The sequence below is a fragment of the Pedobacter segetis genome, from assembly GCF_016623585.1.
In the GTDB taxonomy this organism is placed as follows: Bacteria; Bacteroidota; Bacteroidia; order Sphingobacteriales; family Sphingobacteriaceae; genus Pseudopedobacter; species Pseudopedobacter segetis.
The window spans coordinates 96,268-115,512 of record NZ_JAEHFY010000006.1; the positions used below are offsets into that span (position 1 = coordinate 96,268).

21 protein-coding genes and 1 other RNA gene are annotated in these 19,245 nt (G+C 35.3%); 13 read left to right on the top strand and 9 right to left on the bottom strand.

Annotated features, from left to right (window positions below; all coding sequences use genetic code 11):
• Nucleotides 1–5: 5 nt before the first annotated feature.
• The 3 genes from I5M32_RS05405 to hisIE all read left to right on the top strand — a co-directional run bounded on the left by I5M32_RS05405 (nucleotide 6) and on the right by hisIE (nucleotide 1,205).
• Nucleotides 6–230: a hypothetical protein gene (locus I5M32_RS05405; RefSeq protein ID WP_200585167.1), complete on the top strand. Its 225-nt coding sequence runs from the start codon at nucleotides 6–8 to the stop codon at nucleotides 228–230.
• A gap of 159 nt (nucleotides 231–389) precedes the next feature.
• Nucleotides 390–614 (top strand): putative toxin-antitoxin system toxin component, PIN family, encoded by a 225-nt coding sequence (locus I5M32_RS05410; RefSeq protein ID WP_317193100.1) that lies wholly within the window; start codon nucleotides 390–392, stop codon nucleotides 612–614.
• 3 nt (nucleotides 615–617) lie between these two features.
• A complete protein-coding gene (gene hisIE / locus I5M32_RS05415; protein ID WP_200585169.1) occupies nucleotides 618–1,205 on the top strand; it encodes a bifunctional phosphoribosyl-AMP cyclohydrolase/phosphoribosyl-ATP diphosphatase HisIE in 588 nt (195 codons plus the stop codon).
• A gap of 258 nt (nucleotides 1,206–1,463) precedes the next feature.
• Here the strand turns inward: hisIE and I5M32_RS05420 are convergent, their stop codons facing one another.
• From I5M32_RS05420 to I5M32_RS05430, 3 genes are all read right to left on the bottom strand, one after another.
• Nucleotides 1,464–2,471, bottom strand: coding sequence for an NAD(P)H-dependent glycerol-3-phosphate dehydrogenase (locus I5M32_RS05420; RefSeq protein ID WP_200585170.1), 1,008 nt, complete (start codon nucleotides 2,469–2,471; stop codon nucleotides 1,464–1,466).
• 105 nt (nucleotides 2,472–2,576) lie between these two features.
• Complete coding sequence (locus tag I5M32_RS05425) at nucleotides 2,577–3,929, bottom strand: efflux RND transporter periplasmic adaptor subunit (protein ID WP_200585171.1); 1,353 nt, start codon at nucleotides 3,927–3,929, stop codon at nucleotides 2,577–2,579.
• Nucleotides 3,930–3,959: 30 nt separating this feature from the next.
• Complete coding sequence (locus I5M32_RS05430) at nucleotides 3,960–5,297, bottom strand: TolC family protein (protein WP_200585172.1); 1,338 nt, start codon at nucleotides 5,295–5,297, stop codon at nucleotides 3,960–3,962.
• Between the two features lie 56 nt (nucleotides 5,298–5,353).
• Between I5M32_RS05430 and I5M32_RS05435 the strand changes: the two genes are divergently transcribed.
• Entirely contained in the window at nucleotides 5,354–6,046 is a 693-nt protein-coding gene (locus I5M32_RS05435; RefSeq protein WP_200585173.1) for a polysaccharide deacetylase family protein, read from the top strand.
• Between the two features lie 65 nt (nucleotides 6,047–6,111).
• Here I5M32_RS05435 and fsa read toward each other — a convergent pair whose 3' ends face one another.
• The 3 genes from fsa to I5M32_RS05450 all read right to left on the bottom strand — a co-directional run bounded on the left by fsa (nucleotide 6,112) and on the right by I5M32_RS05450 (nucleotide 8,351).
• Nucleotides 6,112–6,771: a fructose-6-phosphate aldolase gene (fsa, locus tag I5M32_RS05440; protein WP_200585174.1), complete on the bottom strand. Its 660-nt coding sequence runs from the start codon at nucleotides 6,769–6,771 to the stop codon at nucleotides 6,112–6,114.
• Between the two features lie 170 nt (nucleotides 6,772–6,941).
• An RNA gene (ffs, locus tag I5M32_RS05445) (signal recognition particle sRNA small type) lies at nucleotides 6,942–7,035 on the bottom strand.
• A gap of 83 nt (nucleotides 7,036–7,118) precedes the next feature.
• Entirely contained in the window at nucleotides 7,119–8,351 is a 1,233-nt protein-coding gene (locus I5M32_RS05450; protein WP_200585175.1) for a DEAD/DEAH box helicase, read from the bottom strand.
• 382 nt (nucleotides 8,352–8,733) lie between these two features.
• On the opposite strand from I5M32_RS05450, the gene I5M32_RS05455 reads away from it, so the two are divergent.
• Both I5M32_RS05455 and I5M32_RS05460 read left to right on the top strand, forming a co-directional pair.
• Nucleotides 8,734–9,069 (top strand): YbjQ family protein, encoded by a 336-nt coding sequence (locus I5M32_RS05455; RefSeq protein WP_200585176.1) that lies wholly within the window; start codon nucleotides 8,734–8,736, stop codon nucleotides 9,067–9,069.
• Between the two features lie 111 nt (nucleotides 9,070–9,180).
• Complete coding sequence (locus I5M32_RS05460) at nucleotides 9,181–9,522, top strand: hypothetical protein (protein WP_200585177.1); 342 nt, start codon at nucleotides 9,181–9,183, stop codon at nucleotides 9,520–9,522.
• Nucleotides 9,523–9,564: 42 nt separating this feature from the next.
• Here I5M32_RS05460 and pyrF read toward each other — a convergent pair whose 3' ends face one another.
• Nucleotides 9,565–10,392 carry an orotidine-5'-phosphate decarboxylase gene (pyrF, locus tag I5M32_RS05465; RefSeq protein ID WP_200585178.1) on the bottom strand — a complete coding sequence of 276 codons (828 nt, stop codon included), beginning with the start codon at nucleotides 10,390–10,392 and terminating at the stop codon, nucleotides 9,565–9,567.
• Nucleotides 10,393–10,618: 226 nt separating this feature from the next.
• Here pyrF and rho point away from each other — a divergent pair, with 226 nt between their 5' ends.
• The 3 genes from rho to purS all read left to right on the top strand — a co-directional run bounded on the left by rho (nucleotide 10,619) and on the right by purS (nucleotide 13,170).
• Complete coding sequence (gene rho / locus I5M32_RS05470; protein WP_200585179.1) at nucleotides 10,619–12,172, top strand: transcription termination factor Rho; 1,554 nt, start codon at nucleotides 10,619–10,621, stop codon at nucleotides 12,170–12,172.
• Between the two features lie 72 nt (nucleotides 12,173–12,244).
• A complete protein-coding gene (gene pssA / locus I5M32_RS05475; protein WP_200585180.1) occupies nucleotides 12,245–12,919 on the top strand; it encodes a CDP-diacylglycerol--serine O-phosphatidyltransferase in 675 nt (224 codons plus the stop codon).
• Nucleotides 12,916–13,170: a phosphoribosylformylglycinamidine synthase subunit PurS gene (purS, locus tag I5M32_RS05480; protein WP_200585181.1), complete on the top strand. Its 255-nt coding sequence runs from the start codon at nucleotides 12,916–12,918 to the stop codon at nucleotides 13,168–13,170. The genes pssA and purS overlap by 4 nt, the downstream gene beginning before the upstream one ends.
• Here the strand turns inward: purS and I5M32_RS05485 are convergent.
• Both I5M32_RS05485 and folK read right to left on the bottom strand, forming a co-directional pair.
• Nucleotides 13,167–13,544, bottom strand: coding sequence for an Hpt domain-containing protein (locus tag I5M32_RS05485; protein WP_200585182.1), 378 nt, complete (start codon nucleotides 13,542–13,544; stop codon nucleotides 13,167–13,169). The genes purS and I5M32_RS05485 overlap by 4 nt on opposite strands.
• A 1-nt stretch (nucleotide 13,545) precedes the next feature.
• Entirely contained in the window at nucleotides 13,546–14,034 is a 489-nt protein-coding gene (gene folK, locus I5M32_RS05490) for a 2-amino-4-hydroxy-6-hydroxymethyldihydropteridine diphosphokinase (protein WP_200585183.1), read from the bottom strand.
• Nucleotides 14,035–14,113: 79 nt separating this feature from the next.
• Here folK and sppA point away from each other — a divergent pair, with 79 nt between their 5' ends.
• From sppA to I5M32_RS05510, 4 genes are all read left to right on the top strand, one after another.
• A complete protein-coding gene (gene sppA, locus I5M32_RS05495; protein WP_200585184.1) occupies nucleotides 14,114–15,874 on the top strand; it encodes a signal peptide peptidase SppA in 1,761 nt (586 codons plus the stop codon).
• 199 nt (nucleotides 15,875–16,073) lie between these two features.
• Nucleotides 16,074–17,756: a DNA polymerase/3'-5' exonuclease PolX gene (locus tag I5M32_RS05500; RefSeq protein WP_200585185.1), complete on the top strand. Its 1,683-nt coding sequence runs from the start codon at nucleotides 16,074–16,076 to the stop codon at nucleotides 17,754–17,756.
• An 84-nt stretch (nucleotides 17,757–17,840) separates the two neighbouring features.
• A complete protein-coding gene (locus tag I5M32_RS05505; RefSeq protein WP_234461867.1) occupies nucleotides 17,841–18,743 on the top strand; it encodes a glycosyltransferase family 9 protein in 903 nt (300 codons plus the stop codon).
• A complete protein-coding gene (locus tag I5M32_RS05510) occupies nucleotides 18,736–19,242 on the top strand; it encodes a SixA phosphatase family protein (protein ID WP_200585186.1) in 507 nt (168 codons plus the stop codon). Before I5M32_RS05505 ends, I5M32_RS05510 begins: the two co-directional genes overlap by 8 nt.
• The last annotated feature ends 3 nt before the right edge of the window (nucleotides 19,243–19,245 follow it).

The window sequence follows — 19,245 nt, forward strand, 5'->3', positions numbered from 1 at the left end:
TAAACATGGAAACATTTACTGTAGAACTCATAAACCCAAAAGCTAAAAAGTTATTACAAGATTTAGCGGATATGAATTTGATTACGATAAGCAAATCAAAAAAATCTTTAGATAATCTTTTGAATACCTTGAGGTCTAATGAAACTCCTAGCATCGAAGAAATAACTAAGGAAGTTGAAAAAGCAAGAACTAAGAGGCATGAAAGTAAAACAGCCAATAGTTATAATTGACACTAACCTTTGGATTAGTTTCTTAATTTCTAGAGAGTTATCTTGGCTAGATGATTTAATTAAAATCTCATAAAATTAAATTAGTTTGTAGTGAAGAGTTATTAGCATAATTGAAGTAATAAATCGACCAAAATTTATAAAATACTTTAATTCAACAAAATCAATGCTTTTACAGAGTTGATTGAGAATTATTTAGAAGTTATTAAAGTTGAATCTTCGATATCAATTTGTAGAGATGAAAAAGATGATTTTATTTTAGCCTTAGCTAAAGATGCCAAAGCAGATTATATAATTACTGGAGACAACGATTTATTAGTTTTAAACCCATTTGATAAAACTAATATATTAACGTTTAAAGATTTTAAACAAAAATTTAAAAATTAATTAGTGAAAATAGATTTTACAAAGAGCAACGGATTAGTGCCTGTGATCATTCAGGATGAGCAAACTTTAGAGGTTTTAATGTTAGGCTACATGAACGAAGAAGCTTACCAAAAAACCGAAAAAGAACAAAAAGTTACTTTTTTCTCTCGAACCAAAAACCGCTTATGGACAAAAGGAGAAGAAAGTGGCAACTTTTTAAATGTAAGATCAATTGCTTTAGATTGCGATAATGATACGCTCTTAATAAAAGTTAAACCGGTTGGGGCAACCTGCCATAAAGGTACGAGGAGCTGTTTTGATACGGATTTTAACCAGAATTTTATTTTCCAATTAGAAAATATCATCAACGATAGATATAAAAATCCCTCGGCTAAATCTTATGTTAATAGTTTAAGAGAAAAAGGTTTAAACAAAATTGCGCAAAAAGTGGGCGAAGAAGGTGTTGAGACCGTAATTGCGGCATTGGCCGAAACCGAAACGGATTTAATCAACGAATCCTCTGATCTGCTTTTTCACCTATTGGTTTTATTGAAAGAGAAAGGTTTATCTATCAACGATATTGCTAAGAATCTGGAAGCTAGGCATCAATAAATATCAGAAGAATTAGCTGAAGCTAAAGGCATAAAGCTTAATACTACAAACCTAATATCTAGAATAGTATTCTTTTGAGTAAAACAAGAGCGTTAACGATTGGAGTGGCATCCCCGCCTGTAACTTGAGCAATTTTTTTTTGCCCTCCTGAGCGGAGTTGAAGGATAAGACAAAAAAAGATTACCTGCCAATTGCCATATTTAAAACGGCCATAAGTTTTATATATCTTTAAAAGAATTAAGGGTTTAAAACCACTTTCTAAGAAAGCTCATCGGCCAATAACTTCATTTCGATATTTGGAGCGTGTTTATCGTACAGAACGGCATAAACCGCCCTGGCAATAGGCATATTTACTTTATGTATTTTATTGATTTGATGGATACAATTTACGGCATAATATCCTTCGGCGATCATATTCATCTCCAACTGTGCAGATTTTACGGTGTAGCCCTTCCCTATCATGTTACCAAAGGTACGGTTACGGCTAAATTGTGAATAAGAAGTTACCAGCAAATCTCCTAAATAAGCCGATTCTTTTATATCACGGTTGATCGGATGGATCGCATCTACAAAACGGCTCATTTCCCTTATCGCATTAGAGATCAAAACCGCCTGAAAATTATCCCCAAAACCAACGCCATGGCAAATACCACTTGCAACTGCATAAATATTCTTTAAAACGGCTCCATACTCTGTACCGTAAATATCATCAGAACTGTTGGTTTTTATGTACCTGGTGTTGATCAATTGTGCAAACCTACAAGCTAGGTTCATATCTTGGCAGGCAATGGTTAAATAACTCAATTTCTCTAAGGCTACTTCCTCGGCATGGCAAGGGCCGCTTATCACAACAATATCTTCCAAGGGGATTTGAAATTGACTGTGCATAAACTCGCCTATGATCTGGTTTTCATCTGGTACAATGCCTTTAATGGCCGATATGATTTTTTTGCCCCTTAAATCATCAGCGGTAATATCCTTTAATGCTTCCTTTAAAAAAGCGGCGGGTACGTTAAGCAAAACCATATCTGCTTTAGAAATCACATCTTTAACGTTGGTAGAAATGTTTTCTGGCTTTACCTTAATCTCTACGGAAGAAAGATAATTAGGGTTATGTTGGTATTTGCAAATATGCCTCACGGAAGCTTCATCTCGCATCCACCAAAAAATCTCTTTTTCTTTTAGATTATCTGATAAAATTTTTACGATGGCGGTTGCCCAACTCCCTCCCCCAATAACGGCTATTTTATTTACGCTATCTTCCATATCAAAATGATAATAATTCAAATCGGTTTTTTAAGATTTTATCCAAAAAAAAATCCCAATCCTAAATATCGGATTGGGACAAAATAATCAATTTAAAACGATTTATTACTTCTTATCTGCAGTAAAAAGTTTAGATTTATCAACCACTTCAACATCCATTTTGTCTTTTAATGTTTTAGAAATAGCAGCATAAGGTGCGCTAACAACTTGTTGCCCAGCTTTTAACCCAGAAAGGATAATGATATTCTGATCATCCTGAATGCCAGTTTTAACCTCAACTTGTTTAACCTTATTACCATCAACCACAAATACATATTCTTTGGCCTTTGGCTTGTTTTTATCGCTTTTCTTTTGCTCTCCCTCATCTTTTTTAGGCCCATCAACTGTACTGCTTTTATCCTTGGCATTATCGTCTTCCCTTATCGTAACAGATTGTATCGGAACAACCAAGCCTTTTGTTCTTTCTGTTTGGATATCAACCGTTGCAGATAATCCTGGGCGGAAAGGAGAATTTGAGTTTCCTTTATTTGTTAGATCGTTATAAGAATCTTGTAAGATCTTCACTTTAACGGCAAAATTGGTAACCTGATCTGCCGTAGTACCCACCACATTTGCAGAGCTGGCAATTTCTGTAACTATGCCCTTAAATTTTTTATCCATAAACGCATCCACTTCAATCACGGCAGTATCACCTAAACTTAAACGGTTTATGTCATTTTCGTTCACATCAACATTAACTTCCATACTGCTCAAATTTGCGATGGTCATTATTTCTGTACCGCTCATTTGTGCGGTTCCTACAACTCTTTCGCCCAATTCTACAGAAAGTTTAGATACGATACCATCAACAGGGGCAAAAATATTAGTTCTGGCTAAGTTATCGCTAGCTTCTTTCACACCCGCACCAGATTGTTCTAAACCAAACTTGGCACCAATTAAAGCTTGCTTTGCCGATTCTAAGTTAGATTTTGAGGTTAAATATTCTGCCTGTGCCGCATCAAACTCAGCGGCAGAGATTACTTTGTCTTTATAAAGTTTTTGACTTCTTTTAAACTTAGATTCAACATTTTTTAAATTGGCCTCTGCCTGTACAATTTGTTGTTGTGCGCTTGCCACAGATGCTTTTTGGGCATTATAAGAAGCAACGGTTCTATCATAACCAGAAACTAGGATATCTGGTTTTATACGGCAAAGCAACTGACCTTTTTTAACTGCATCTCCTTCTTTGACGGCAAGCTCTACAATCTCTCCAGAAACCTCGGGGCTTAATTTTACCTCTACTTCTGGTTGTAATTTACCACTTGCAGATACTGTTTCTATGATATCTTTCTGTTCTGATTTGGTTACTGCAACCTGTACCGTTTTGCTTTTTCCTATCCAGCCCATTTTATTGGCAACAATTACGATTACCAGTAAAACACCAACTCCTATGAGTACATTTCTAAGCGTCTTATTCATGTTATATGATTATTAATTTTTGTTTAAAATTTATAGTGTTAAAGGGTTTCCTAAATAAAAATCGATTACTTTTTGTCTAAAAATAACATTGTATTTGGCTTGGATAAAGTCAAACTCGGCTTTATTATAGTTTGTTTGAGAAGTGTTTAACTCGATAACGTTAACCAAACCAACCTCATAACGTTGTTTGATAACGTTAAAAGCTTCTTTAGAAGAATTAAATGCACTTTTTGTTGCATCGTAACTTTTGATGGCAGATTTTAAATCTTGTACCGCTTGGCTAATAATCTTGTTCAGATTATTTTTTGCCAACTGCTCGGCAGCTTTTGCATTATCGTACCTAATTTTGGCTATGTTATAATTGGCCCTATTTCTATAGTTATTGAAAATTGGGATAGAAAGATTAAAACCTAAATATTGGCCAAAGTTTCTATTGGTAATTTGATCATTAAACGAGGAGGGCACAGAGCTAGAATAACCAGTAGATAAACCCCCACCAAAACTTAACGATGGGTAAAGATTCCCTTTTGCAACATTAATTCCGTATTTGAAAGCCTCGGTATTATACTCTGCTAATTTTACATCGGGATAATTAACTACCGCTTTTGTATAAACATCATAACCTGTATAATTATTTTTAATGTTCTCTGGATCAGCTATCGCCGGTATTTGAACCGTAATGTTCTGTTCTGGGTTCATTTCCATCAACTGCTTTAGGTTTAAAACAGAAAGCTCATACGCATTTTGTGCATTTGTTAAACTCAGTTCGTTATTTGCCACCTGTGCTTTTGCTTGTGAAAGATCTGCTTGTGTATTGTTGCCAACATCAAAGTTCTTTTGCGCAACACCCAATTGCTGGTTAGATAAGTCTAATTGCTGCCTGCTAGCCTTTATTAAATCTTGGTTGTTTAAAATTTGGAGGTAGGTATTAACAACAGATAAAGAAAGATCGTTTTTCATCTTTTCGATATTGCTCTTATCAGACATCAAAAAAGCTTTATTCTGTTTAATCTGGTTCATTAATGTACCGCCGCCAAAAAGAACCACTGAAGAGCTTATTCTTCCGTTAACCTGATCTACGCTTGAGTTAAGCAACCTGCCAGATTGTTGGTCAAAAAACAAACCAAATTGCCTATTTGCCGAAGCGTTTGAAGTAACATTAGGATAAAGCTCATATTTAGTTTGTTTCAAATTTTCATCTGTTATGGCAGCTTGGTATTGGGCTTGTTTAATTTGTAAATTATTAGCTAAGGTTTTTTCTACGGCTTGTTGCAAAGTGATCACTTCGGTCTCTTGGGCAAAAGCTTTAGTGCCAATGGTTGTTCCTAAAAAGCAAAAGAAGAGTATTTTTAGTTTTGTATATTTCATTTTTATGATTAATTCTTTCAGTTTATAAATTTATATATACTTTAGTTCTTTAGGCTATGTATCTTGTAAAAACTCCGTTTCTTTTAAAAAAAATCTATCCAAAATCTTTAATCTGGAACAAAAGCAGAGTTAATAAAACCATTTTTCTCACTTTTGACGATGGCCCTATACCAATTGTTACACCTTGGGTATTAAAAACTTTAAAAAACTTCAATGCCAAAGCCACATTCTTTTGCATCGGCGATAATATCACCAAACATCCAGAAATTTTTGAACTGCTTAAAGCCGATGAACATGCCGTTGGTAACCATACTTTTAACCATTTAAAGGGATGGAACACCAACGATGAGGTTTATCTAGAAAATTTTAAAAAATGCCAAGAATTAACACAAACCAATCTTTTTAGGCCACCTTATGGGAGGATTAAGTTTTCGCAGATTAGAAAAATCAGATGTGAGATATTAGATAAGAGATATGAGAACAATTTAAAAAATCAAGATGATTTGCAAAGCTCTCAATACTCAATACTAAATAATCAATACTCTATAATTATGTGGGATGTTTTAAGTGGCGATTTTGACATTCATCTTTCTCCAGAAAAATGTTTAAAGAACGTGATTAAACATACAGAAAACGGTTCTATCGTTGTGTTTCACGATAGTTTGAAAGCTTGGGACAGGTTAGAATATGTGTTACCCAAAGCATTGGAGATTTGGCAAAAAGAAGGATATAAATTTGAGTGTTTGTAATTCTTCCATAAAAAAAGCATCCTTAAATTTAATTCAAGGACGCTCATTTTATGATGCTTTTAAAACTACTTACCAGCAGCTTTTTTATGATCTGCCAAAAATTGGGCTAAACCATTATCAGTTAACGGATGTTTCAACAATCCTAAGATAGAACTTAAAGGGCCCGTCATCACATCGGCACCAATTTTGGCACATTCTACAATATGGGTAGAGTTTCTGATAGATGCCGCTAAGATTTCCGTTTCATAACCGTAGTTATCAAAAATCAGGCGAATATCTTCTACCAATCCTAAGCTATCCGCACCTATATCATCTAACCTTCCCAAAAAAGGAGAAACGTAATTTGCCCCTGCTTTTGCCGCTAATAAAGCTTGGCCGGCAGAAAATATCAAGGTGCAATTTGTTCTGATGCCTTTATCGCTAAAATACTTCAACGCTTTTACACCATCTTTGATCATCGGTATTTTAACAACAATTTTATCGTTTAAAGCGGCCAATTTCTCCCCTTCTTTAACCATCCCGTCAAAATCGGTAGAGATTACCTCAGCACTCACATTGTCATCAACAATTTCGCAAATGGCTTTGTAATGCTTCATTACGTTTTCATCACCCGTAATGCCTTCTTTGGCCATTAAGCTTGGGTTGGTAGTTACGCCATCTAATATTCCTAAATCTTGAGCTTGTTTAATCTCATCCAGATTTGCGGTATCAATAAAAAATTTCATAATTCTATTTTTAAATTTGATTATTTGTTAATTAAGCTTCAATAAGCTTACCATTATGAGCCAAATATAAATGAATATTTAGGAAATGACAGGCAACTAACAGTCTTTTGTAGAAGTAATGTTAAAAAAAGAAAAATCTGGATTTTTTAAAGAAAAGAAAAAAAAGTGGGTTAGCCCCTTCTATCGCACCGCTACAACCTCTTACCCTTGCTGCGTTCCCACCCTGGGGGAGTTCAGAAGGAGCTGGTCGTAGAAGACTAACCCGCCGCAAAGGTATCATTTTTTAACATTATCTTAAACAAGATTTCAAATTGATTGCTAAAACCTTGATATACATTTAATAAAATTTATCTTTTCTTCTTTTTCTTGATTTTGGCTTGTGCTTCGGCCTCTATGATCAATGATTTCCAATCGTTTAGATTGGCCTCAGAAATGGCCAATGTCTCTTCATATTCTGTTTTCTTCAATGCCATCGTTTTGATGGGTTGTGTTAAGTAAGTTTCTATCTCTTCTAAAATAGGCTTTTCTTCCTCGCTACAAAAAGAAACCGCATTTCCTCGGTTGTTACCCCTCCCCGTTCTGCCAACCCTGTGCACATAATTCTCGGCAACATCTGGCAAATCGTAATTGATCACATATTGCACACCCTTAACATCCAGGCCCCTGGCACTAATATCCGTAGCGATAAGCACTTTAATTTTGCCTTCCCTAAAATCTTCCAAAACAGAAAAACGAGCTTCTTGTTCTTTATCGCCATGTAAGGTTGCAGTTACAATATTCACACGCTCCATGGCTTTAAAAACACGCTCTGCCCGCACCTTTGTACGCACAAAAACCAATATTTTTTTATCGGGATGCTCATTAATGATGCGCTCTAAAAAAAACCGCTTGTCGTCCATATCAACAAAAACAACACCATGATCTACATTTTTAGAAACGGGGTCCTTGGGCGAAATCTGGATCCTTACCGGTTTGCTCACCAGCGCATAAGCCAAATCTTTGATGTTCTCATCTATGGTTGCAGAGAAAAACAAGGTTTGCCTCCTTTTTGGCAAAAATTGTATCAAATGCTGAATATCTTGATAAAAACCTTTATTGAGCATGTGATCGGCCTCGTCTAAAACCAAAAAATCTATCTTCTTTAAGTTCAGATGCCCTTTATGCACCAAATCTTGTATTCTGCCCGGAGTTGCGATCAGCACATCTACCCCTTTTCTCAATCTCTCTACTTGAGGGTCAATATCAACGCCGCCAAAGATCGCTATCGTTTCTATATCGGTATATTTTCCCAGCTCATTAAAAACATCTTCAATTTGCAAAGCAAGTTCTCTGGTTGGTACCATCACAACCGCTTTAACATTTTGATCAGGATTACGGCCAATACTCGATTGCAGCATACTGATCAACGGAATAGCAAAAGCAGCCGTTTTACCGGTACCGGTTTGCGCAATCGCCAAAATATCCTGACCAGATAAAATTTGAGGGATAGATTTAAACTGAATGTCGGTTGGCTTTTTATACTCCAACTCCTCTAAGGCCCTTTTTAATTGGGGCACAATGTGGTATTTACTAAATTTCATTCGGCGGTAAAGATAAGCATAAGAAAATACAAGGTTTTGTTTTTTTGAAGCGGTTTATGTTTGCAGGTTTATGGAGCTTGTTCCCGCTATCCATTCATACGCCACAATGCCTTATCCACAGGCAGGTATCCATTGCTATCGGGGCTAAAAACTTAAGTCTTTCTTTTAAACAACCAATTTGCTTTTTATCATCGGTTAAAATTATTTTGCTATATTTTTCATTATCTAAATTTATCCATTTAAAGCCAAAGCTTTTTGCCCTAATTTTTTTAACCCAAAAGTGATTTGGCTATTCGTTTCCAAAATAATATATTTGGGTATGGTAAATTATCAGTGCCATAATAAAACGTATTAAATTGCCTTTTCATTTAGATCATTTATTATGGATCAACATATCCTAATTACAACAAGCACAAATTTAGAAGGTTATAAAATTACCAAACAGCTAGGTTTGGTTAGAGGGATAACCGTAAGATCAAGAAGCGTACTGGGAAACATGGCTGGTGGTTTTATGACCATTTTTGGTGGCAGAAGCGCCATTTTTACAGAGCTTTGCGAAAAGGCAAGGGAAGAAGCCTTACAATTGTTGATTTTACACGGGCAACAAATGGGAGCCAATGCCATTATAAATATGCGATACGACGCAAATGAAGTAATGAACGGTTTAACAGAGGTACTTGCTTATGGTACTGCGGTTGTGGTTGAAAAAACAGAATAATTATTTTAATCTCCCTGCAATTTTAAACTCATATATTCCGTTTTTAACAAACTAAAAACTCACAAAATCGAATATATTTTTGGTAACGCAAATAATTAAAATTTAAAAATCATGAAAAAACTATTGATGCTTGCACTGGTAGCTGTTATGGGCTTAGGTGTTTCTTATGCGCAAACAAAAGCCACAAAACCTATCACTAAAAAAGTAGAGAAAAAAACCGAAATGGCTAAACCTGCAATAACGGCCAAAAAAGACGCAACTAAAAAAACAGTTACAAACCCCAATAAAACTACTGTAAAATCTGCGGAAGTTACAAAGACCGCTGCCAAACCAACAGTTCCGTTAAAAAAAGACGGTACGCCAGATAAAAGATACAAATCAAATGCTGCCAAAACCGGCCCATTAAAAAAGGATGGCACACCAGATAAGCGTTACAAAGCTAATAAGCCTTAGTTTTAGCTTAAACAGCTACGTATAAATTATTTCTGTTTAATTTTAAAAGCCGATCTTTTCAATTTCTATTGCCATCTCTAATTGTAATTTCTCGGCTTCATTTCTTGCGGCATTGGCGAAATCTTCCCCATTAGAAGCGTAAATAATGGCTCTGGAAGAATTTACGATCAATCCGCAATCTTTGTTTATGCCGTATTGGCAAACATCTCTTAAAGATCCGCCTTGCGCACCAATACCCGGGACTAACAAAAAATGATTGGGGGCCAGTTTTCTAATATCGGCGAAAGCCTTACCTTTTGTAGCCCCAACTACGTACATCATGTTTTCTTCATTTGCCCATTCTTGAGATTTTACCAATACGTTTTCGAATAAAAACCCAGATTTGCTCTCTAAAAATTGGAAATCTTTAGCGCTTTCATTAGAAGTTAATGCAAGCAAAACCACCCATTTATCACTATACTTTAAAAAAGGTTTTACAGAATCTGCCCCCATATATGGCGCAACGGTTACAGAATCGAAACTTAAACCAGAGCTTTCTTTATCAAAAAAAGCATCAGCATACATACTAGATGTGTTCCCAATATCGCCACGCTTGGCATCGGCTATAGAAAAAATATCTTTTGGCAAATAATTGAAAGTGTTTACCAAGCACCTCCACCCGGCTAGCCCCCTACACTCATAAAAAGCGGTATTTATTTTATAAGAAACGCAAAGATGTTTAGTGGCATCAATGATTTGCTTGTTAAACTCAAACACAGGATCTTCAAAAGCAAGCAAATGTTTGGGGATTTTGTTAATATCAGAATCTAAACCTATACATAAAAAAGATCTTTTGGTTTTTATTTGTTTTATCAGTTCTTTACGGGTCATTTTAGCGATTCTGGATTATCCCCAAAAGTGATAAAATTTATATTGATTAAAAAAAAGTTTAAAAAGTTTTTTAATTACAAATAATTCTATATTATTGCACCATAATCTCAATTTATCCTTTTTCTACGGATTAAGTCAAACAAATAAATTCACACTAAGATTTTAACTGTTTACCTAGTCAAAATGGATAAATCATATTTTAATCCCTTGACAATAATTCATATTAATGTTTAATAAAACCGAATTGAACGACAAGCTTGTTTCAGAGCTTCGTGAAATCGCAAAAAGTTTTGGAGTAGAAGATACCGATGTTTTGCGTAAGGCCGATTTGATAGCTAAAATTGGCGAACAACAAGATTTGATTACCGCTGCTAGAGGTTCTGGCGAGGTTGTGGAAGAAGAACTGCCTAAAGAAGAGAAAATAAAGAAAAGGACTAGAACACTTGTTTCTAAAGCAGAACCGGTAGAAAGAAAAAGCACTAGCCCTGCAGAAGAAGTTTCTTTATTCGATAACCCATCAAAAGAAGAAGCGCCAAGAGCAAGGGCAAAACATGTTATCGAAACTTCGCCAAAAGATAATCCAGAAAACGAGCAAAGAAGCGAGCCCAAATCCATCCGCCCGGATAAAAATTCTAAACCGAGAAATTCAGACTCTGCCTTTGACTTTGACAACGTAATCATCAATGAAGGTGTTTTAGAAATTATGCCCGATGGTTATGGCTTCTTAAGGTCGTCAGATTACAACTACCTCACCTCGCCCGATGATATTTATGTATCGCAATCGCAAATAAAATTATTTGGATTAAAAACAGGCGATACCGTTAGGGGAAGCATTAGGCCGCCAAAAGAAGGTGAAAAATATTTCCCTTTGGTAAGGGTAGAGTCTATCAACGGAAGAGTGCCCGCCGAGGTTAGGGATCGTGTTCCTTTTGATTATTTAACGCCTCTTTTCCCAACAGAAAGGTTAAATTTATTTATGAAACCTAGTGATTATTCTACCAGGATCATGGATCTGTTTACCCCAATTGGTAAAGGACAACGCGGTTTGATAGTTGCCCAACCTAAAACAGGTAAAACCAATTTGTTAAAAGAGGTCGCAAATGCGATTGCGGCAAACCATCCAGAAGTTTATTTGATCATTTTATTGATAGATGAACGACCGGAAGAGGTAACCGATATGGCGAGAAGCGTAAGAGCAGAAGTTGTTTCCTCTACATTTGATGAACCTGCAGATAGACATGTAAAAATAGCGAACATCGTTTTAGAGAAAGCCAAAAGAATGGTAGAGTGCGGCCATGATGTGGTGATACTTTTAGACTCTATCACTCGTTTAGCAAGGGCTTATAATACCGTTGCGCCTGCATCTGGTAAAATATTATCAGGTGGTGTGGATGCAAACGCTTTACATAAACCAAAAAGGTTTTTTGGGGCTGCCCGCAACATTGAAGATGGCGGTTCTTTAACTATTTTGGCTACCGCTTTAACAGAAACAGGCTCTAAAATGGACGAGGTTATCTTTGAAGAATTTAAGGGTACCGGTAATATGGAGCTTCAGTTAGATAGGAAATTATCTAATAAACGTGTTTTCCCAGCTATTGATCTTACGGCCTCTAGCACCAGAAGAGATGATCTTCTATTAGATAAAGAAACCTTGCAACGCATTTGGATCCTTAGGAACCACTTGGCAGATATGAACCCTCAAGAAGCAATGGAATTCTTGCTTACCCAAGTGAGAGGCACAAAATCTAATGAAGAGTTTTTGGTTTCTATGAATTCTTAAAAGGCAAATGGTAAAAGGTTTAAGGCCGAAGGTTAGAAGCCTTAAACCCTATGCCTTAAACCTCGTAACCTAATGAATATAAAAAAACACATCCCAAACGCATTAACGTGTGGCAATCTGTTATCAGGTTGCGCTGGTATTGTTTACGCATTTAACGGCAACCTTAAAACGGTTGCTTTTTTTGTTTTGGTATCTGGCATTTTTGATTTTTTTGATGGATTTGCAGCAAGGTTGCTAAACGTAAAATCTGATATTGGCAAAGAGCTAGATTCTTTGGCCGATGTAGTTAGCTTTGGTCTTTTGCCGGGCCTTGTTATCTACAAACTTTTATTGATGAGCGGTGCCGGCTATTTAGCTTACGCTGGATTTTTGATTACCATATTTTCTGCTTTGAGGTTGGCAAAGTTTAATATAGACACTAGGCAAACAGAAGATTTTATTGGCCTAAATACCCCAATGAATACTTTTTTTATCATCTCTTTACCTTGGTTGGCAGATGATTTCCCTTTCATCAACAACAATTACTTTTTAATTACTATAGTATTGGTTGTGAGTTATTTATTGGTTAGCGAGATTAGACTATTCTCTATGAAGATGCGTGGATTAAGCTGGACGGCCAATAAATATAAATTCATTTTCCTTATTTTATCGATAGTTTTATTGGCTTTTCTTAAATTCGCAGCAATTCCGATAATTTTAATTTTATACATACTTTTTTCACAAATACATTTTAAAACCACATCATGAAAAAATTCACAGCCGCTATAGATGTAATGCCATTAAAAGAGATCTTAGATCCACAAGGAAAGGCTGTTACAGGCAGCATGAAAAACCTTGATTTATCAGAAATAACCAATATAAGAATTGGCCGCCATATCACTTTAGAGGTAACAGCAGAAAACAAAGAAAAAGCTACTGAAAAGGTAGAAACCGCCTGTAAAAAATTACTGGCAAACGTAATAATGGAAAGTTTCCACTTTGAAATCAACGAGCTTTAACCTTTTGCCAAAAGCTCTTCTTTTTTCTCTTTTAATTTGATATAAACTTTATCAAAAACAAGTTTTAAAGACTCAAAATCTTGTAAAATACCCATGTAATCATCTTGGTTTCTAGCTCTTGCCTCAATGCTTACCATAGTTTCTTTTGCCAATGCCAAACCCATAAAACTTAAGGTAGGCTTTATTTTATGGGCGGCATCTCCAATAGCTTTAAAATCTTTGGCCACAACCCCTGCTTCTAATGCAGCAACATAATCTGGTGTCTGCATCAAAAAAATATCGATCATTTCAACTATAAAATCTGTATTATCATCAGCCAACTCTTGCAAATAAGACAAGTCTAATACCAATTCTTTTTTATCATTTAATTCCATATCATATTTGTTTGTAAAGCTTTACGGGTAGTTGATCCAAACATTGGCTTTTTAACTGGTTAACCGTTAAACCTAAAACAGGGTGATTAAAATCCCCAGCGATCTGGTTCAATGGTGTTAAAACAAAATTACGCTGCGCTATAAAAGGATGCGGGACGGTCAGTTTTTCTGTTTGGATAACCATGCCATCATAAAATAAAATATCAATATCCATTGTTCTTGCGCCCCATTTCGCCTCCCTTTCCCTGCCTAATAAATTTTCTATCTTTTGTGTTTGTGCTAGTAACTCTAGCGGTTTTAGATTGGTTTCAATAGCTACTGCAATATTTAAAAAGTGCGGTTGATCATTTACTCCCCAAGCTTCCGTTTCATAAATTGATGACATTTGGATAGCTTTACCCACCAACTTTTGTAAATGCTTTAGGGCAAGTGAGATATTATTTTCCCTATTACCCAAATTACCCCCTAAAAGTAGGTAAACCTTACACATAAATGTTGTAACAATTGCTTTTAATGCGCATCTAAAAATTATATTTGCAAAATACTATTTTAAAACAAAAAATCTCTAAATGAAACAATTCTTTAAGTTTGTTTTTGCCTCTATGCTTGGTGTAATTATCGCCACCGTTCTTTTATTCGTAATTTTAATTGGTGGGGTTACGGCAATTGTATCTAGTTCTAACGATACGGTAGAGGTAAAAGAAAATACCATCTTGCATATCAATCTTAATGTCCCAATTGTAGAAAGAAGCACTTCTAGCCCCTTAGATAATTTAGACGTAGGCCCATTTAAAGGAGAGAAAACAGTTGGTTTAAACGATATTTTAAAAAGCATCAAAAATGCCAAAGATGATGACCAAATAAAAGGGATTTATTTAGACGTTACCTATCTGGTTACAGGTTTTGCTACCATAGAACAAATACGTGATGCTTTAATAGATTTTAAAAAATCTAAGAAATTCATCTATGCTTACAGCGAGGTTTATACCCAAGGAGCTTATTATTTAGCTTCCGTTGCCGATAAGGTTTATTTAAACCCTCAAGGTCTTTTAGAATTAAAAGGATTTAGTTCTCAGATCACTTTTTATAAAGGTGCGCTTGATAAATTAGGAATAGAAGCCCAAGTAATTAAAGTTGGGACCTATAAGAGCGCCGTAGAACCTTATATATTAGATAAAATGAGCGATGCCAATCGTTTACAAACTAAAGCTTTATTAGGTTCGCTTTATGATCATTTTACCAGTGAGATCTCTAAAAGCAGAAATATCCCACAAGATTCTATTATTGCTATTGCCGATGGCTTATTATCCCGTTCGCCAGAAGATGCGGTTAAACTAAAATTGGTTGATGCCCTAAAATATAAGGATGAAGTTTTGGATGAGCTTAAAGCCAAAACCGAAACCGATAAAAAAGATAATCTGAACACCATAAGCGTTACAGACTATGCAAAAACGATAAAATCATCTTCTTCTGCAAAAGATAAAATTGCCGTTATCTATGCAAATGGAGAAATAAACGGGGGCGAAGGCGATGAAAATTCGATAGGTTCTGAAGGGATTTCTAAAGCTTTAAGAAAAGCCCGGTTAGATGATAAAATCAAAGCCGTTGTATTAAGGGTAAATAGCCCGGGTGGCAGCTCACTAGCTTCTGATGTAATTTGGAGAGAGGTTTTATTAACCAAGAAGGCAAAACCGGTTATTGTATCTATGGGCGATTATGCTGCTTCTGGCGGTTATTATATTTCTTGCGCAGCGGATTCTATTTTTGCCGAACCCAATACAATTACTGGCTCTATCGGCGTTTTTGCCATTATCCCAAATCTAAAAGGTTTTTTAAACGATAAATTAGGGATCACTTTTGATGGGGTTAAAACTGGCCAGTTTGCAGATCTGGGAAATATCTCGAGGCCATTAACATCACCAGAAAAAATGATCTTGCAAAAAGAGGTTAACAGAACCTATGCAGATTTCACTAAAAGGGTATCCGAAGGGAGACATATTTCTCAAGCTTATGTAGATAGTATTGGACAAGGAAGGGTTTGGACAGGTGAGCAAGCCATTAAAATAAAACTAGTGGATCGTATCGGGCATTTAGAAGATGCCATTAAATGTGCAGCAAAAAAAGCTAAACTAGATGATTATAAAATTGTAAACTATCCTGAAATTAAAGATGGCTTATTTGGTTTATTAGATAACTCTGGGGATAAAATAAAAAGTTACATGGTTAAGCAAGAGCTAGGTACAAGTTATCAATATTATCAAAAGGTAAAAGAAATTTCCAATATGAGAGGTTTGCAAGCAAGAATGCCTTTTGATTTAGAAGTGAATTAATAAAATTTTATTCTCTATAAAAAATGGGTTTTCATTAATTTGAAAACCCATTTTTATATTTCTTGAATTCAAGGATTTAATTCCTGACCTTTTTTTATTATAGTTACTATACTCAAGCATAATGATTTTTAAATGCTAAGTTTTAAACCAATTTGAAATCATCTGTCATTTTAATCATGATATTGGTAACTTAGCATCAATGGAAAACAAAGAAATATCCAAGGCCTTTAAATTGCTATCGCAATTGATGGAACTGTACCAAGAAAACCCCTTCAAGATAAAATCTATTGCAAACGCATCTTTCAAAATAGATAAACTACCTTTTAAATTAAAAGATAAAGATCCCGATGAACTAGAAAAGATTGAAGGTATAGGGAAAAGTATTGCTGCTAAAATCGCAGAACTATTGCAAACCGGGGAAATACAAGAATTAAACACGCTAATCTCTAAAACCCCGGATGGTATTTTGGGTATGATGACCATTAAAGGTCTGGGGCCAAAGAAGATAGAAATAATTTGGAACGTTTTAGATATCGAGACCATAGGCGAACTTTATTATGCCTGTAACGAAAACCGGTTAATAGAAGCTAAGGGTTTTGGTTTAAAAACACAAGAAGAAATTAAAAAGGCCATCGAATTTAAGATGGCAAATATGGGCAGGTTTCTTTATGCCAAATTAGAGAATATTGCCCTCTCTTATCAAAATGAATTTGTAAAAGCTTATCAGAAAATAGACAGCAAAGTTGAAGTTTTAATTACCGGCCAGTTTAGGAGAAAATGTGAAATTATAGATGTTCTTTCTTTCTTAGTGGTATCAAATAATGATGAATTACTTCTGGATAATTTTCCGGATGTTTTAGATAGGGTTGAAACTAACCTTGAGAAAAGAGAAATTTTATTTCAAGACAGCAACGGCATCAAAATACAAATCACCATTTGTAAGCCAGAAGAAAAAGGAAATGCACTTTTTAAAACAACCGGTTCTGATTTACATTTAAGTTTGATGGAGAATCATTTTAAATCAAATATGTTATTTGATAATGAGGAAGATCTATATCAGTCTGCAGGTATGGATTTTATTGTTCCAGAACTAAGAGAAGGTTTTGATGAGGTTGAGCTAGCACTTAAGCAGCAACTGCCAAAATTAATAGTGAATGATGATTTAAAAGGCACTCTGCACAATCATAGTACTTGGAGCGATGGCGTACATAGCATTGAAGAAATGGCTTTATATTGTCGCGATGAAATGAATTTAGAGTATTTGGGAATGTGTGATCACTCTAAAACCGCTGTTTATGCCAAAGGGCTAAGCATAGAAAGGGTTTTGCAACAGCATGAAGAAATTGATCATTTGAATAAAAAATTAGCACCTTTCAAAATATTTAAAGGCATAGAATCTGATATTTTATCTGATGGCAGCTTAGATTACCCAGAGGAAATCTTAAAGCGTTTCGATTTTGTGGTTGCATCTGTACATTCTGTCTTAAAAATGGATGAAGAAAGGGCTACAAACAGGTTAATAAAAGCAATCGAGAATCCTTATACAACTATTTTAGGCCACCCAACCGGAAGGTTGTTGCTGAGTAGAAGCGGTTATCCCTTAAATTTTGAGAAAGTGATCGATGCTTGTGCAGCAAACAAAGTAGTGATAGAGATAAATGCAAACCCATTAAGACTAGACTTAGATTGGCGCTGGCACAGATACGCCTTAGAAAAGGGCGTTCTATTATCCATAAACCCAGATGCACACCGCACTGAAGGTTTATTGGATATGCAATATGGAATTAACGTTGCCCGTAAAGGTGGCTTAACACCTTCTCATTGCTTAAATGCCCTAACCCTAAAAGAGATAGTATCTTATTTTAATTCTAAAAAAGCATAGGTGCAGCATAAAAAACTCAAAATATTGGTTATCCGCTTTAGCTCTATGGGAGATATTATTTATACATCTCCGGTTGTTAGATGTTTGAAAAAACAGCTTCCAAACCCAGAAATCCACTACCTTACCAAAGCAAATTTTAAGTTTTTATTAGATCAAAACACATATATAGATCAGCTTCATTTATTAAAACCCAGGCTAAAAGAAACCATTGCAACGCTTAAGGCAGAAAACTTTGATTATGTGATAGATTTGCACAATAGTTTACGCTCAACCTTGGTTAAGGTAAGATTGGGTATAAAATCATCCACTTATAAAAAGGAAAGGTTTAAAAAGTGGTTAGCCTTAAAATGGGGGTTAAACCTTATTAAACCAGATCATTTGGTTGATCGTTATTTAAAGGCCGTTAGCTTTTTGGGGGTTAAAAATGATTATCGACCCATAGATTACTTTTTACCCGAGAACACTAAACCAATACAAGAAATACTCCCAGATCATTACCAAGATCCCTTTATAGTCTTTATTATAGGGGCTACGCATTTTACCAAAAGAATGCCCAATGAAAAAGTTATTTCTTTATGCGAAAAGATAGATTTTCCTATCGTTTTATTAGGCGGAGAAGATGTAAAATTTAACGCTGAGGTTATTTTTAAAGCCTTACCGAAAAAAATCATTAATTTAGTTGGAAAAATCAGCCTAAACGAATCTGTAACAGTGGTAAAAAATGCCACACAAGTAATTGGTTTTGATACTGGTTTAACGCACATTGCGGAAGCATTTAATAAAAAACTGATCACTATTTGGGGAAGCACCGTTCCAGAGCTACTGGGTGTGCAGCCTTACCAAGTTGAAAAACATTATGAAGCAGGGGTTGTTCTATCTTGCAGGCCATGTTCTAAATTTGGTTTATCGGCTTGTCCAAAAGGTCATTTTAAATGTATGAAAAACATTAACGAAAATTTGATTATCGATTTTATCTCCCATGAATAAACAATTACTAATAGTAAGGCATGCCAAATCTGATTGGAACGATCCTTCTATAAATGATTTTAACAGACCTTTAAACAGCAGAGGATCAAAGGATGCGCCATTAATTGGAGAAAAGTTGTTAAAAAAATCTTTTAAACCAGATTTGGTCATATCCAGTCCGGCAAAAAGAGCTTTAAATACTTGTGAGATCGTATGCCAGAAAATAGGTATCGAAAAATCTAAAATCATCACCAATTCTAATGTTTATGAGGCAAGTAGTAAACAATTGTTAAAGATTATCAACCAAATTGATAACCAATATGATAAGGTTGCATTATTTGGGCACAATAACGGCGTTACAGATTTAACCGTTTATTTAAGCGATGCCGATATTTTCAATATCCCAACTAGCGGTATGGTTTTGATCTCTTTTGCTTTTGATGATTGGGAAATGATAGGTAAGGGAACTGGCGAAGTGGTTTTTTATGAATATCCAAAAAATTTGATTGAAGAAGATTAAGAT